The organism is Cupriavidus sp. CPT47-8839-RL05A, from assembly GCF_058792255.1.
In genome coordinates this window covers 75,138-89,933 of sequence record NZ_JBYTEG010000006.1, presented here as the reverse complement: position 1 = coordinate 89,933, position 14,796 = coordinate 75,138, and the positions used below count along the sequence as shown (strand labels likewise).

The 14,796-nt window shown below is 69.6% G+C and carries 12 protein-coding genes; all 12 read right to left on the bottom strand.

What is annotated here, in order from left to right:
- Positions 1-4: 4 nt before the first annotated feature.
- A complete protein-coding gene (locus AC3WVS_RS08845) occupies positions 5-211 on the bottom strand; it encodes a zf-HC2 domain-containing protein (RefSeq protein WP_492318294.1) in 207 nt (68 codons plus the stop codon).
- 40 nt (positions 212-251) lie between these two features.
- A complete protein-coding gene (locus AC3WVS_RS08840; RefSeq protein WP_492318293.1) occupies positions 252-845 on the bottom strand; it encodes a sigma-70 family RNA polymerase sigma factor in 594 nt (197 codons plus the stop codon).
- 58 nt (positions 846-903) lie between these two features.
- Positions 904-2,526 carry an AAA family ATPase gene (locus AC3WVS_RS08835; protein ID WP_492318292.1) on the bottom strand — a complete coding sequence of 541 codons (1,623 nt, stop codon included), beginning with the start codon at positions 2,524-2,526 and terminating at the stop codon, positions 904-906.
- Between the two features lie 51 nt (positions 2,527-2,577).
- On the bottom strand, positions 2,578-3,255 hold the full coding sequence (locus tag AC3WVS_RS08830) for an alpha/beta hydrolase (protein WP_492318291.1): 678 nt from the start codon (positions 3,253-3,255) through the stop codon (positions 2,578-2,580).
- A gap of 129 nt (positions 3,256-3,384) precedes the next feature.
- On the bottom strand, positions 3,385-4,482 hold the full coding sequence (gene tssA / locus AC3WVS_RS08825) for a type VI secretion system protein TssA (protein WP_492318290.1): 1,098 nt from the start codon (positions 4,480-4,482) through the stop codon (positions 3,385-3,387).
- Positions 4,479-8,597 (bottom strand): type VI secretion protein IcmF/TssM N-terminal domain-containing protein, encoded by a 4,119-nt coding sequence (locus AC3WVS_RS08820; protein WP_492318289.1) that lies wholly within the window; start codon positions 8,595-8,597, stop codon positions 4,479-4,481. The genes tssA and AC3WVS_RS08820 overlap by 4 nt, the downstream gene beginning before the upstream one ends.
- A gap of 37 nt (positions 8,598-8,634) precedes the next feature.
- On the bottom strand, positions 8,635-9,387 hold the full coding sequence (locus AC3WVS_RS08815) for a DotU family type IV/VI secretion system protein (protein ID WP_492318288.1): 753 nt from the start codon (positions 9,385-9,387) through the stop codon (positions 8,635-8,637).
- Between the two features lie 26 nt (positions 9,388-9,413).
- Positions 9,414-10,742 (bottom strand): type VI secretion system baseplate subunit TssK, encoded by a 1,329-nt coding sequence (gene tssK, locus AC3WVS_RS08810; protein ID WP_492318287.1) that lies wholly within the window; start codon positions 10,740-10,742, stop codon positions 9,414-9,416.
- A 45-nt stretch (positions 10,743-10,787) separates the two neighbouring features.
- Positions 10,788-11,291, bottom strand: coding sequence for a hypothetical protein (locus AC3WVS_RS08805; RefSeq protein WP_492318286.1), 504 nt, complete (start codon positions 11,289-11,291; stop codon positions 10,788-10,790).
- 29 nt (positions 11,292-11,320) lie between these two features.
- Complete coding sequence (locus AC3WVS_RS08800; RefSeq protein ID WP_492318285.1) at positions 11,321-12,775, bottom strand: dicarboxylate/amino acid:cation symporter; 1,455 nt, start codon at positions 12,773-12,775, stop codon at positions 11,321-11,323.
- Positions 12,772-13,473, bottom strand: coding sequence for a cysteate racemase (cuyB, locus tag AC3WVS_RS08795; RefSeq protein ID WP_492318284.1), 702 nt, complete (start codon positions 13,471-13,473; stop codon positions 12,772-12,774). The genes AC3WVS_RS08800 and cuyB overlap by 4 nt, the downstream gene beginning before the upstream one ends.
- A 32-nt stretch (positions 13,474-13,505) precedes the next feature.
- On the bottom strand, positions 13,506-14,786 hold the full coding sequence (locus AC3WVS_RS08790) for a dicarboxylate/amino acid:cation symporter (RefSeq protein WP_369798934.1): 1,281 nt from the start codon (positions 14,784-14,786) through the stop codon (positions 13,506-13,508).
- Between the last annotated feature and the right edge of the window lie 10 nt (positions 14,787-14,796).

Below are 14,796 nucleotides of genomic sequence, written 5' to 3'. Positions count from 1 at the left end.
TTTGTCATTCGTCGCGCCCGAGCCTGTGCATGGCCTCGCGCAGGGTCCGCATCTGGGCGCTGAAGCTGGTGCAGGCGTCGCAGATCGCCAGGTGGGCGCGCATGCGCAGCCGCTCGCCCCATGACAGCGGCCGGTCCAGGCCCTTCATGGTGAGGTGGTGGACCTCTTCGCAGTTCGGCAGCAGGCGGCGGGAAGGGCGCGGATCTGGCATATAGGTCAGTGACTTGTCCGTTGCATGGGCGGGATTAGGCTCAACCGGCCTTGCCCGGCCGCCCGCGCTGGCCGAACCAGTGCAGTTCCAGGCATTCGCGCAGGCGCATGCGGGCGCGGTACAGCATCGCCCAGGCATTGGTCGCGCTGATCTGCAAATGCTGACAGATTTCTTCGGTGTCCAGCTCCAGCCACTCGCGCATCATGAAGATCCGGCCGGTGCGCTCCGGCAGGCGGTCAACGCAAAGCTGCAGGATCTCGAAGAACTCGCGGCGCTCAAAGGCGCGTTCCGGGTTGCCCCAGTCGGACGGCGGGTCCTGGTAGTGGCCGTTGCGCGTGAACAGCGCGTCGAAGGCGTCGTCGTCGGATTGCGGCTGGCCCTCGGCATCGGTGGCCAGCGCCAGCCTGACCTCGCGCTTGCCGCTGCGCAGGATGTCGATGATCTTGTGCTTGAGGATGCCAACCAGGTAGGTGCGCAGCGTTGACTGGCCGGCGAAGCGCTCAGGGTGCTCCAGCGCCGCCAGCAGCGTTTCCGAGACGGCATCCTCGGCCAGCGCCTCATCGCGCAGCTGCAGGCGGGCAAAGCGCAGCAGGTAGGGGCGTATGGCCTGGAGTTCGGCGGGGTCGAGGCTCATCGGGGATCGGGGCGCGGTTGCCTGGACGGATGCCCCATGATACCCGCGCGCCGGCGCCTTACCCTATCCCGCGGAACTGCCCGCACAGCCGGAACACGTCTTCCGACAGCGGGATCCCCTTGGCCTTGCCGTAGCGCGTCGCCAGCTTCAGCAGCTCCTTGATGTCGCGCCCGCTCGCCTTGGGGTAGGCGGCGGTCAGCGCATCGATCAGCCCGTCGCCCAGGTCCGCGCCGAACTGCCCGGCCTGCAGGCGCCACAGGCGCATGGCGTCTTGCTTGCACGGCGTTTCGTAATGGATGGTGGCGATACAGCGCGACAGGATGGCATCGTCGACGTCGCCGATGCGGTTGGTGGTCATGAACAGCAGGCCGTTGAAGTACTCCAGCGTGCGCAGGAATTCCGCGACGATGGCGTTGTGCTCCAGGTCGTTGTCGCGGCAGCGGATATAGACGTCTGCCTCGTCCAGCAGCAGGATCGCGTTCCAGCGCATGGCGCGGCGCAGGATCGTCATCAGCGTGGCACCGACCGACGCGGCGGTGGTGCCCAGCTGCCCGGAGTGCACGCGGTAGAGCGGCTTGCCCACCACCTCGGCGTAGACCTCCGCGGTCAGCGTCTTGCCGAGGCCTGGCGCGCCCTGGCACAGGATGGTGGTGCCGCCCGACTTGCCGGGCACGAAATCCGGCACCAGCATGTCCATGTGCGAGGTCAGGATATCGATCAGGTCGCGGTGATGCGCGGGCAGGACGAGCTTGTCACGCAGGGCGGGCTGGTAGCGATACTCGGACAGGTGCTGCACATGCACCCAGATATTGCGATGCCATTCCAGGTGGAACAGGTGCACGTAGCAATGCAGCGGCACGCGCTCAAAGCCCTCCATGACCCCGGCATCGCGCCAGAACGCCGGGTCGCAGGTCATCTCGAAGCGGCGCTCCAGCCGCTCCTCATCATTCACGCAGCGCGCGCCCGTGGCGTCGGCGATCGGCGTCAGCTCGGCGGGTCCCTTGGCATCGAGCGAGAACGCCGCGCGGGTGGCGACGAACTGCGCGCCGAAGCGGCGCTGGTAGCGCACGAAGCGCTGCGCATGCTGCTCGTATTCGTGCCGGAATTCCGCGCACTCCTTGTAGAAGCCGAACTCGGCCAGCAACTCCGGGATGGTGCGGTTGGCGATGTCGTCGTGGGTAATCACCATCGACGTGGTCATGCCGGAGCGGCGCAGGTGGTGGTCGGTCAGCGTGGAGTTGGCCGACTGCATGGTGTTGGCCAGCATGTCCACCACCACATAATGCATGCCCTGCTCGGGCGACACATAGCGCATCCGGCGCACCAGCCACGGCAGCAGCACGCCGTCGCGGCTGCGCTGGTACAGCCAGCCGTCGATGGCATCGCGCGACAGGTAGGCGGCCAGCCCCGCCACCAGCTGGTCCAGCCCCGGAATCAAGCGCGCCTGCGGTGCGTTGTAAACATTGTCCAGCGCCAGCATCTGGAACATCAGCGCGCGCTCGTTTTGCGTCTTGCTCAGCGTGTAGAGCGAGTTCAGCGACTGCGCGTCGAACAGCTTGCTCGACACCAGCATATTGCCGTGGCAGACGCCGTGCTCCTGCAGCTGCCGCGCCAGCGGCGACCCGGTTTCGATCATCGCCAGCAGGGGATGGATCAGCGCCTCCGGAATCTCGAAATCCATGTACCGCACTCCCGTTGAATGGCATGGCCGCGCCGGCCAGCGGCCGGGGTTTCACTGCAGGAAGAAATCGATCGCGCGCTCGACCACGGGCGGATGGATGACATGCAGGCCATCGAACTCCACGTATTGCACGTCGTAGCCCGCGGCCTTCAGCCTGGCCGCATGGGCGCGGCCGCTGGTGGCGACCGGCAGTTGCTCGTCGGCCAGCCCGTGCGCGACAAACACTCTGGGCGCGCCCTCCTGCATGAACACTGACATGAAGCCGCCGGAGAACGCAATCACATGGCTGGCAATGTCGCCGTTGGTGATGCCGACCGAGAGCGCGTAGCTAGCCCCGTCCGAGAAGCCGGCAAAGGCAAGCCGGCCCGGGTCGACCCGGTAGCGCGAAGTCACCGCGGTCAGCGCCTGGTGCAGCCGCTGCAGGTCGGGGCCGTTGCCGCCGATCACGATGTCCCAGGTCGGGAAGAGCGAATGCGGCGCCAGCACCAGGAACTTGTGGCGCTGCGCATGCGGTTCGATATGCGGCAGCACCTTTTCCGGAAACCCGCCCGCGCCGTGGAACATCACCAGCAGCGGCACCGGCCCGCGGTCCGGCAGGCCGTCCGGAACGAACAGCACGGCATCGCGCTCCGCAGCCACGCCGAGCGGGTTACGCCCGGGTGGCAGCGGGCCGTCGACGGGATCAGCGTGGGTGAAGGACAAGCGACCGAACAGCGAGGGATCGAGCATGGCGGCAGGAGACGTTATACACACTTAATATATTGTATATCACATATCTAAGTGTGGCGATGGGCTCCGGACGACCGACAGCGAGCTCCCTCTCACGCTTGCGGGAGAGGGATCAAACCTGCACCTGCCCTAATCCTGGTTCTCCAGCAGCGAGAAATACCGCCCGATATCCCCATCCTCGCGCAGGATGTCCTGCATCAGGTCCGCCAGCGGCATCTGCCCCCAGCGCACCGCGCGCCGCAGCAGGTAAGGCGTGGGGCTGTGCGGCTCATGGCGCGCCAGGTAGTCGGCCACGTCGCGGATCAACTGGTAGGCGTGAGCACGGTTCTCGATGCGGCCGTGCGCCAGCATGACGGTCTGCCCCGGTCCCGCGGCCGGCAAGACCGGCAGCGGCTCGGGATCGTCCACGCGATCGTTGCTACCGGCCGGTGCCGGCGCCGTGGCGGCGGGTTCGCCTCTGTGGGCGCTGCCCGTTGCGTCGCCGCGCAGCGCGGCCACCGCCCGCACCAGCCGCGCCAGCGTGTCCGACACGCGCGCCAGGCTCGGCGCTTGCGCCCCCAGCAGCGCGTCGATGCGCCGGTCAAAACCAGCCCATTCGGCGCTGGCACCGTGCAGGTCGCGCCACAACGCATCCAGCCGGGTCCGGTCGGGCGCGTGATGCGCGCGCTGCAGCAGCGCCTCGCGGCCCAGGCTGTCGTCGTCATCGACCGGCGCCAGGCTGCGTTCCCACAGGTCCAGCGTGATGTGCAGGGGTTTCTCGTCGGCCAGCGACAACAGCGGGACATGCAGCGCCAGCACCGCCGGCAAGGTCTCGTTGAGCCATGCGATCGGGGCGCAGCGTGCCTCCGCATCGTCGGCTTCCATGCGCGGCCAGGCGCTATCCCAATACGCGTCCGCCAACGCCCCCAGCAAGCGCACCCCGGCGCAAAAGCCGGCCGCGCCGTGCAGATGGGTCCACGCCTCGCACAGCCATGCCGACAGCTGGAAGTCCTTGCTGCGCGTGGCCAGCGCCTCGCTGGCGAGCGCGGCCACGCGTTTCCAGTCAGCCTTGACCAGCGGGCGCTCCCATTCCCGCATCGGCAAGGACTCGTCGTCGTGCTGGCGCGCTTCGGCGATGGCGCGATAGACCGGCTCGTAGCGCAGCGAAGCGCCCGCGGGATCGTCGCCCGGCACCGGCGCAAGCAGTGCCTGCGCGTCCGGGATGCGGTCTTGCGTTGGCGTCGTCATAGGTTGGTCCATTCAGGAGCCCGGGTGGGAAAGCTTTGCGGCCACGGCAGCGGCATCTTCCTGCCCGCGGCCGTCAGCACCAGGCGCAGGAACACGCGGCCGCGCACCGGCCTGGGCGCCGCCGTGAGATCCGGCGCGGCGCTGCCCAGCGGAAAGTCGAAGCGCAGCAGTTGCGCCGTGCCGTCGGCGCGTCCGCCCGGATCCGCGATGCGATGGCGCGCAATGAACGACAACAGCGACCACGGGTCGGCAAAGCGCCAGGTCATGGTCTTGCCGTCGGCGGCCAGCGCGCGCTGTTCGGCGTCAGGCAACGCGACCATCGGTGAGTCCTTGGCAAAGCGCAGCGTCAGCGTCACCGGACTGCCGTAGTCCCAGTGCAGCGAGCGCGGCGCATCGCGCATCGACAGGCTCTGCGCGCCGAGCGTCAGGGTCCAGTCGATGATCTGGTTGCCGGCCAGTTCCGCGCCACGGTTGACGCGGAACTCCGCGCTCACGTCATAGCCCGCGGGCGCGCCCTCCTCGACCGGATACAGTGGCGCGAGCAGGGTCCTGACCTGGTCGAAGCTGTCGATGAACTGGTGCACCGGCACGCCGGACGCGATATTCCTGAGCGGCCCGTCGCCACGCGCGGCCCGGTACGTCGCCGAGAGCGGTTCATAGCGCTTGAGCACGCGGCCAAGCTCGGCATAGTCCGCCGTGCGCACCTCGCCGGCGTTGGCGCCGCCGCCAAACGGCGCACGCCCGGCCAGCCGTTCATTGAACGTGGCCGAGAACCCGTCCCACTGCCGCTGCAGGTCGGCAAAGTAGCCTTGCGCACAGCGCGCGAGCAGGCCGTCGTACAGGCGCACGTGCAGCGCGGCAAAGTAGTCATCCCCGCCGGCCGGCCGCGCCGCAAAGCGCGCCAGGCACACGCCCTGGCCGGACTCGGCCGCCGCGGCCTGCACGAACTGCTCCAGCATCAGCAGCCGGCTGTTCGGGTTCTTGAGCCGATAGCGTTCCAGGTCGCGGTTCAGCGCCTGCCAGCGCAATGCCAGGCCGGAGCCGGCGTCGGCGGGCGAGAGCGCGGCAAGATACACCGCGGCCTCGCGGCCCAGCGCCTGCGCACGCGCCGACTGCTGGTCCAGGTACGGCCCCAGCGCCGCCGCGTCGTTCAGCCCGAACGCCGTCAGCAGCGGCGCGCGCGGCGCACGGGCCCCGTCGCCGGCGCTGCCCTGCCGGATCGCGTACAGCTCGGACTGCTGCAGGAGCTCGTCCACCGCGCGCAGCCGTGCCAGCGCATCGCGCGAAACCAGCGCATCGAGATCATCCACGCGCGACATGGCATGCATCTCGCCCAGCATGGTCTTGATGCGCGCGATCCGGCCCAGTGCAGCCTCGAAGCCGGCGCTGCCGCCATCGGCCTGCAGCGGCGCCAGGATTGCCGCGGTCGCGACCTGGTCGGTCACCAGCCGCGCAAACTGCTGGTCCACGCTTTGCGCAATCGCATCGCGCCAGGGGCCTGGCAGGCCCGTCAGCCCCTCGTCAAGAAAGCGCTTGCGCATGTCGCCCAGGGCGATGGCCTGGTCAAGCTGCTGGCGATCCCACAGCACCGCCGACCCGGCCGGCACCGACGGCAGCGCCAGGTCGCGCGGCGGTGCCATGAACGGCTGGTTCAGCAGGGCGGCGAGCCGGTCGCGCAAGGCCAGCCGCTCGGGCGTGACCACGAAGCGGCCGTCCTTGTCCTGCCACGCGATCCCGCTGTCGGGTCCGCTGAAGCGCTGCGCCAGCTCGCCGGTGAAGGCCTGGAAGCCGCTTTCAGCGCGTGCGCGCGCGGCGGCCACCAGGTCTTCGCCGAGCAGCCGGTTCTGCGCGGCCTGCGCCAGCGTGCGCGCGTAGACGGTGCCCGCGGCGAACTGGGGCTGCCTGATCCAGCCGCCCTTGCCGGACGCCAGCAGTTCCTGCTGCGTGCCGATCGCCGCGACAATGCCGCGGTAGTCGGCCAGGACCCGGTTGACGCCACTGCCGGCATTGGCCCCGCCGGCCAGTTCATCGAGGCTGGACCTGACGGCGCGCTCGGCCACCAGCAGCGGGTTGTTGTTGAAGAGCCGCTCGTCGAGCTGGCGCGCGCCCTTGTCGAAGGTGCAGCGCAAGGGCGGCACCAGCGCGGTCAGTGCCCTGCCGCCGGTTGCCAGGCTTGCGGCACCACGCCCCTTGCCAGGGTCGCGCTGGAAATACGGCAGGCTGCCCGAGACCTCGCCCTGCAACTCCGCCCCCAGCGCATAGCGCACCACCAGCCGCAGCGCATCGGCGTTGCCAGGCTGCGGCGTTTCCAGCCGGTGCAGCGCTTGCAGCGCAGCGTCGAACTGGTCGACCGCGGCAACGTACTGCTGCAGCGCGCGCATCTCCGGCATGTCTTCCAGCGCCAGGCTGCGTGGCGGCAGGGCCTCGCCCCGTGCGCCCGGCGGCGCCAGGCAGCTGTCGCCGATAATCAGCTGGCCGGTGCTCGGGTCGCGCCCCACGCCTGTCAGCGTGTCGACGCGTGCCAGCAGTTCGCGATCGATGGTGTCGAGCGCGATCTCGCCGAAGGCGCGCTGGAAGCGATCGTGCACGCGGCCGTCCAGGTCGTCGATAAAGGCCCACGAGCCCGGCATGAACCAGGACGAGACCGACTGCGCGCTCAGGCGCTGGTTCATCGCGATCAGCCCCAACGCCTGGCGCCGGTACCAGTCCGGCGGCAGGTCCTGGCCGCGCTGCGCGGCCAGCGCGCGCTGCTGCGCGCCGGCACGCAGTTCGCCAAGCGCGGCCAGCAGTTCGGTATGGCGATGTCCCATCTGCCATGCCGCGACCAGCAGTCCCCCGCCCCACGCGCACAGCACGGCCATGCCGCCCCAGCGCAGCGCACGGTGTACCAGCGGCCGCGCCAGCTGCTGCGAGCGCGATGGCCGCGTCAGTCCGTACTCAAGGAAGATCTTCTTCTCGAACAGGTCGCGCAGGAACGCCGGTTGCCGCATCAGCTCGTTGAGCAGGTCGGCGGACGAGCTGGCACTGGCTGCCGGCGCCAGCTCCGGCGCATGCGCATCCTCTGGCGCCAGTGCGTCAGGCTGCGCCGCACGCAGGCGCGGCGCGGCGAAGGCCGGCGCATGCGCCGCCAGCTCGCCGCTGTCGCCGGTCAGGTAGACGCCGCGCAGATAGAAGGGCTCGTGATAGGCGCTGGGCCGCAGCAGTTCGTCGACATAGCGCGTGAGCTGCCCGCGCATGGCTTCGATGCGCGCCGGCAGCAGCAGCGACTGGCAGGCATCCACCTCCTGCGCCCCTATCGCCAGCAGCTCGGCCACACCGTCCGACACCGCGCGCACCACGCCCGACATGGCGGCATCGATCCAGCCCGACTGGTAGGTGGCCGACAGGTCGTACGGCGAGGACCAGCCCAGCATGCCGGCGCGCATCGGCTCTGGCAGCGCGCGCGCAAAGTGCGCGAAGCCCGGCAGCGACTCACAGCCCGTCACCACCACATAGACCGCGAAACGCACCGCAAAGCGGTTCTGCGCCAGCCATAGCCGCCGGTGGGCCAGCTTGGCCCGGCGCACCAGCTCAAGCTGTGCGTCGGTGTCGTCGGCCAGCAGCATCGCCGCCGGCACCGTCACCACCACGCTGTCGAAGGGCCGTTGCGGGCGATAGCCGCGGCACAGGCCGAGGAACTCGTCCCAGGGCTTTTCATCGGTATCGTCGTCAGGCGAGCCCAGATAGGCCGCATTGATGTCGATGACCACGCCGCGGTCAAAGAAGTGCCATGAAATCCCCTGCGTGGCGGCCGCATTGGCAGCGTCGGAGCTCAGCACGCTGGCCACGCCGGACTGCGCGATCGGCAGCGGCCGCGCATCCTCGCCCTCATTCAGGACCAGGATCCACGGAATGTTGTAGCGCTCGGCGCGCGAGGCGATATTGCCCTCGACCAGCTCGATCGCCTGGCGGAACGCGGTGCGCAGCGAATCGGTGCGCAGGCGCACGATCTTGCGCTCGGCCGCCGGCTTGGCGCGGGCCCGCTGCGCAGCGAAATACAGCACCGCGCCGAGCACGGCCAGCGCCACCAGCGTCAGCACGCCGATCGAAATCAGAAACAGGTTGCTGGTCAGCATGCGCCTGCCCCCCGGGCGCGGATGGGCTGCCGGCGCGTCATGGCGTGCCTCCGGCCACGGTATCGGCCCGCAGCGCTTCGCGCACCGGCCAGGATTGCCACAGCCACGTCACCTCGGACAGCGCCAGCAGGGTGGTCAGGCCCAGCAGGAACACCACGGTCCAGCGCGTCAGCGTGGGCAGCTTGCGCGGCGCGATATGCGAGAGCGTGTGGGCGTAGGCGGGTTCGCTGAGCACGCGCTCGCGTCCGCCCAGGTCTGGCCGGCGTTGGTAGATGAACTCATACAGTTCCTCGCGCAGGCTGCGCAGCCGCGCTTCGGCATCGGCGCCGCGAAAGCGCCCCTGGAAACCAAGCCCGAGCGTGAACAGGTACAGCCGTGCCAGGTTGCGGCGCGACGGCTCGCGGTCCAGCAGCAGCTGCTCGATGCGGCGAAACACCTGGTCGCCGGCCACGTTGGTGCGAAACAGCGTCGATTCGAGCAGATGCCCGTGCCACGCGGCGCGGCCGGCCCAATCGGCGTTCAACAAGATTTCATCGGCGAGCACCGCCTTCAGGTAGCGGGCATCGGCCACGTCCTCCATCTCGAAGCGCGAGCTGTCGCGCCGCGATTGCAGGGTCTGCACTTCCAGCAGGTTCAGCAGCTGGCGGTTCATGCCTTGCGCGGCAGCTTCGCCGCTGAGGTCGGGTTGTTCGGAGAACCGCTCCTGCAGCTTGACGAGTTCATCCAGGAACGCCCGGAACTGCCCGGTGGCAAGATCGTCTTCCTCGGTTTCCGGTCGGTAGCGCGCCATAGTCTGTTTGCCTTGATAGTCTGCCGTCAGCCCTTGACGAACAGCAGCATTTCCTGCGGCCGCTGCACGCTGGCGCCTTCATTGGGATTGCCAATCACCATCGCCTCGCTGGCATGGACCAGCGCGGGATCGGCTTCGATCTCGAACAACAGGTAACCCGAGCCGGAACGCACCCCAAGGTCCTCGGCATGCTCGACCACACGGCGCACCGCGCCCAGTACGCGCCGCGTGCGCAGCGACGGGTAGACCGACTGCGAGCCCACCACAGCGCCCGACATCCACGCCAGCAGGTCGCGCTCTGATTGCCCGCGCAGGCCCACCACCAGGCGCTCGCCGATCCAGTCCGGCTGCAGCACGATGTCGAACGCGCCGTGGCGGAACTCGAACTTGTGCTCGCGGTACTCTTCGCTGACCTCGGCCAGGGTCTCGCGCAGCGCGCGCAGCAGCGGCGTGAACACGGCCATGGGGTCGGCGTGGTCATAGTCATCCGGCACCGGCGGCAGGCCGCCCGGCTTGAGCAGGCTGAGCGAGCCCAGCACCGAGGCCAGCGCCAGGTAGAGTGCGAGCGGGTGCAGATGCGGCGTGCGCAACACCGCCTCCAGCAGCGGCAGCGCGCTGACCAGGCTGCGCAAGCGGTCCTTCAGTTCCAGCTGGGTCAGGCGGTCGTCCGCCCGGGATGACGGGATCGCGGTCTGCTTGGCCACGAACGCGGCCTTGCCGCGCAGCTGGGCCACCAGCGACGCCACCGCCGTCCACAGCGCGCTGCCGCGTGCCACCTCCAGCAACGGCGGCAGGCGGTCGCCGAGCCGCACGATCTCGTTGTCCTTGTAGACCGCGCCCAGGCACAGCGACACATGGAGCGGCGACGGCCTGGCGCCGGCATCGAGTGCCAGGCCTGGCAGCAGGCGCGGGATGTCGGCGGGCGGCGCCTCGGACACTTCGTCCTCCACCGGGGCGCCCGCCACCGAGCGGAACCGCCGCACCTGCCCGTCCTTGCGGTTTGCGGCCGCCACCGGCAGGGTCAGGTAAAGCGCCAGCATGCCGCCGGCAAGCGCGTCGGCAAACGGTTCGAGCGCCAGCTCCAGCGGCGGCTGGCGGGCATCGTCGCGCGCGTAGGATACGGCCGTGCCGTCCGGCATGATGGCTTCGAGCTGCAGCACGCGCACCACGCCCGCCGGCAGCAGCCCGGCGTCGAACTCCAGCCGGCGCACGCCCCAGCCAAACGGTGCGGCCGCCAGCGTCTGCCACGCCACCAGCGAATCGAGCCGCCCGGCCAGCAGCTGGAGATGCTGGGGCGCCAGCAGCATGCCCTCATGCCATTCAACCCGATCGACCGGCAGCGCGCGCTCAGACATGGGGGGCTCCCGGGCCGTACGCGGCCGTGGCAGGAAAAAACAGGTTCATTTGGTCACAAGCACGGTAAAGGCGGCGCTGTCGAGCTGCACGGCAAGCGTGCCGTTGAATTGCTCGACGCGGGCGCGATGCGCGCCCGGCGCCTGGTAGTTGGCGAACACATAGGCCGCGGCGACGCGCGGCCCCTCCAGGTCTTCGGCCGGCACGTCCAGCCGCTGGCCGGGCACCAGTTCCCAACTGCGATAACGCAGCCCGCTCGGATAGGTGCTGCCCAGGTCGCTGCGCCCGGCAAACCACTTGGCCGCGGGCAGTTCTGCCAGCCGGGCCTGCAGGGCCTCGTCGCTGACCAGCACCACGTCGACGGCCACCGGGCTGTTGCCGTTGGCATCCGCCGCCGCCGTCAGCGTGACTTGCTTCCATTTGACCTTGTCCCCCTTGAAGCCCAGCCATGAAGAGGCCGCGCAGCCCCCGAGCAGGCCAGCGAGCGCAGCCGCCGCCAGCAGCGTGCCGGCGCGGCGCAGGGACAAGAGATGCACGGGCGTCGTCATCATCAGACTCCTTCGTGGTTGCGGATGCGGCATCATTTCGCACCCACCCCGATGCCCATCAGCACGATCAGCAGCGCGGCCAGCAGCGCGCTGGCGCTGGCCAGCGCCAGTTGCGCGCGCGTCAGCACCAGCCGCACCGCCGCGGCCTGTGCGGCGGGCAGCCGTGGGCCCGGCACGCCGGCGCGCCCATCCACGCCCTCCGTCCGCTGCGCCGCGACGCGCTCCATCGGCAGGCCCACCGACACCAGCGCAATCACCGCGCAGGTGCAGACCAGGCTCAAGGCATTGCGCGGGCCGTCGCAGATCGGGTCGATCGCCAGCAGCAACACCGCGGCTGCCTCCGCCGGCAACTGCAGCACCGAGAGCGCAACGCCCGCATAGGCGATCGTTCCCAGGCCGCCCTGCCCGGCCGAGAGCCAGGCCGCGATGGTGGCGGCCATCGCGATCCATGCCACGTCACCGGCGCCCACGGGGCGCCCGTACAGGTTGGCGACGAACACCGTGACCAGCGCGAAGTACAGCGCCGAGCCCCCGCGCACGAACACCGCGCCCAGGGGCACCACCAGCTCCACCAGCCCGCGCGGAAAACCCAGCCGCGCGCTCATGGCCTCGATCGTGTGCGGGATCGGCGCGGTGGCACTGCCTGAGGCCAGGCCGACCAGCATGGAGCCATTCAGCTCGGTCACCACCTGCGAGAACGGCAGCCGCGCGCAGGCGGCAATCGCGGCCGCGGCCACGCCGCTGAGCAGCAGGCAGAGCATCAGGAACGTGACCAGCACCCCGGCCATCGCGCCCATGGTGGCGCGGTCGGCATGCATCGACAGATGGGCCGCAAGCCCGAATGCCAGCACCGGGATCAGCAAGTTGGCATGGGCGATGATCTGCTCGAAGGTGCGGTAGATCCCTTCGAACACATTGCTCAGCATGCCGGTCTGCTCGCGCGACAGCGCCGCGAAGGCAAGCCCGAACAGCAGCGTCCCGGTGAGCACGCCCAGCGTCTGGCCATGCGCCAGTGCGCGGTAGAAGTTGTCGGGAATGATGTCCCCGAGCGCGTGCGGCGGCTTGTCCGTATTGGCCCCGGCCTTGCCATGCAGGTCCACGCGCACCTCGCCGCCATCGGCCACGCCGCTGAGGATCAGCGCGCCAAGCTTTTCGCTGGCCCGGGCAGAGAGTTCCGCGCCCGGCGCGGCCAGCACCCCCGCCAGCGCGCCGGCCAGCGCGCACACCCCCACCACCCCGGCAGCCGTGCCGAAGATGGCGCCGAAACGCGCCCCGGCGCGCGGCAGCGCCAGCACCTGGCGCAGGCCGAAGAAGGTGGCCACCACCAGCAGCGGCACCGCGGCCATGTTCACCACCGACAGGTAGAGCTGTCCTACCAGCCATGCAAAGCGGCCCAGCGGCCCAGCCACCGTGCCGGCGAGCGCGCCCGCCACCAGGCACAAGAGCAGCCCGGGCACGCTGTGCGAGAGCCAGTTCAGGGCTTTCATGCGGCCTTGTTCCAGCCGCGCGCCAGCGCGAACGCCACTGTCGCCCGTGCCAGCTCGTTGGTGCTGTCGACCAGCATGAGCGGCGGCGCGGCCAGGCCGCGCGCCGCCACCGGGATTTCCGTGCAGCCCATGATCGCGGCGCCGACGCCGAGCGCCGCGAGCCGCGCCAGCGCGCTGCCGAGCGCCTCGCCGGCCTGGTCCAGGGCGCCGGCCTTGACCGCCCGGATGCAGGCATCGACCTGCAGCTGCACCGGCTCCGGCGGCACCACCGCCCCGATCCCGCGCGCGCCGAGCGCTTCCTGGTAGATGCCCGAGGCCAGCGCACCGCGCGTGGCCAGGATGGCCACGCTGCCGGTATCGGCAGGCAGGGCCGCCACGCAAGTCCGCGCGATATGCAGGATCGGCGCCGCGCTGTGCGCGCTCAGTTGCGCATACCAGTGGTGCGAGGTATTGCACGGGATCACCACCAGCCCCACCTGGTTGCGGTTGAGCAGCTCGATGCCGCGCAGCAGGTAGGGCAGCGGCAAGGCATCGCCAGCCAGGATCGAGCGCGAGCGGTCCGGGGTCTGCGGCAGGTGCGCCACCACCATCGGCAGGTGGTCCTGGTCACGCGCGGCATCGGTGAGCCGCACCACGCGATCAAGGAAATCCACCGTCGCCAGCGGCCCCATGCCGCCCAGCACCCCGATCATGGTCATGCCAGTACTTCCGTTGTTCATATGAACCGACCCTAAAGCTTCAGCGGCCGCGGGCAGATCACCGACACCGCCGCGGTATTGCCGACCACCAGGATCAGCGTGCGCAGCATGTCGCAGACCGGGTCGACGGCAAGGAAAAGAATGAATGCGGCCTCGAACGGCAGGCCAAGATAGGCACAGGTCATGCCGACCAGCGAAACGATCACCAGGCCCGTCATGCCGGCCGAGGCAAAGCCCGCCAGCACCGAGGCCAGCAGCACCGTGGCGATATCGACCAGGCCCAGCGGGTGGCCGTAGAGCTGCGCGATGAACAGCGTGGCGCAGACGTAATAGACCATCGGCCCCACGCGCAGCAGCGAGATCGCCAGCGGCACCAGCAGTTCCACGCGCACCCGGGCAAAGCCGAGCCGGTCGACCAGGCACTCGATCATGCTGGGCATGCAGGCTGCGCTGTTGCGTGTGGCCAGCGCCAGCGCAAACGGCGAGCGCAGCGCGTCCAGCGTCGCGCCCAGGCTCTGGTTGGAGCGCTTCCAGATGATCCCGACCGCCAGCGCCAGCAGCAGCACCGACGCAATGGAGAACGCCAGCACGAACTGCATCATTGCCTGCAGCGGTTCCAGGCCGGACTTGCCCAGCTGCGCCGCGCTCATGCAGAACAGGATCACGGGCAGCGGATAGCTGAGCCAGTGCATCAGCTTCTGGCAGGCGTGGTAGACCGTCTCCAGCGACAGGCTCAGCCCGATCGAAATGCGCTCGGGCACGCGCCCCACGGCCAGGCCGAACATCAGCGCGAACACCAGGGCCTTGAGGGCGTCGCCATTGGCGAGCGCGGCAAAGATGTTGGTCGGGATCAGGCTGGTCAGGACTTCGGACAGGCTCAGCGACTTCTCCTGGATATCCTCGCCGTAGAGGTTCATCACCGTATCGCTGGACCTGGCATCGCTGCCCACCATCGCGCCGAAGGTCTCCATGGTGGCGCTCGACAGGTTGCTGCCCGGGCGCATCACGATCAGCACCAGTGCCGACACCAGCGCCACCAGCAGCGACGCGCCGACGAACACCGTCACCACGCGGATCATCAGCCGCGAGGCCCCGCCGTCGCGGAAAAGCCGCTGCAGGCTGAAGATCACCGCCGACACCATGAACGGCAGCGTGGTCATCTTGAGCAGGTCCACGTAGACATCGCCCACCACGCCCAGATGCCGGGCCAGCGCGGGCCAGAGCAGCCCGGTGGCGCCGCCCAGCGCCAGGCTGCCGATCACCACCCACGGATTGAGGGCAATGGCGTAGAGCTTGCCGGCATCCAGCTTCATGGACGCGGCG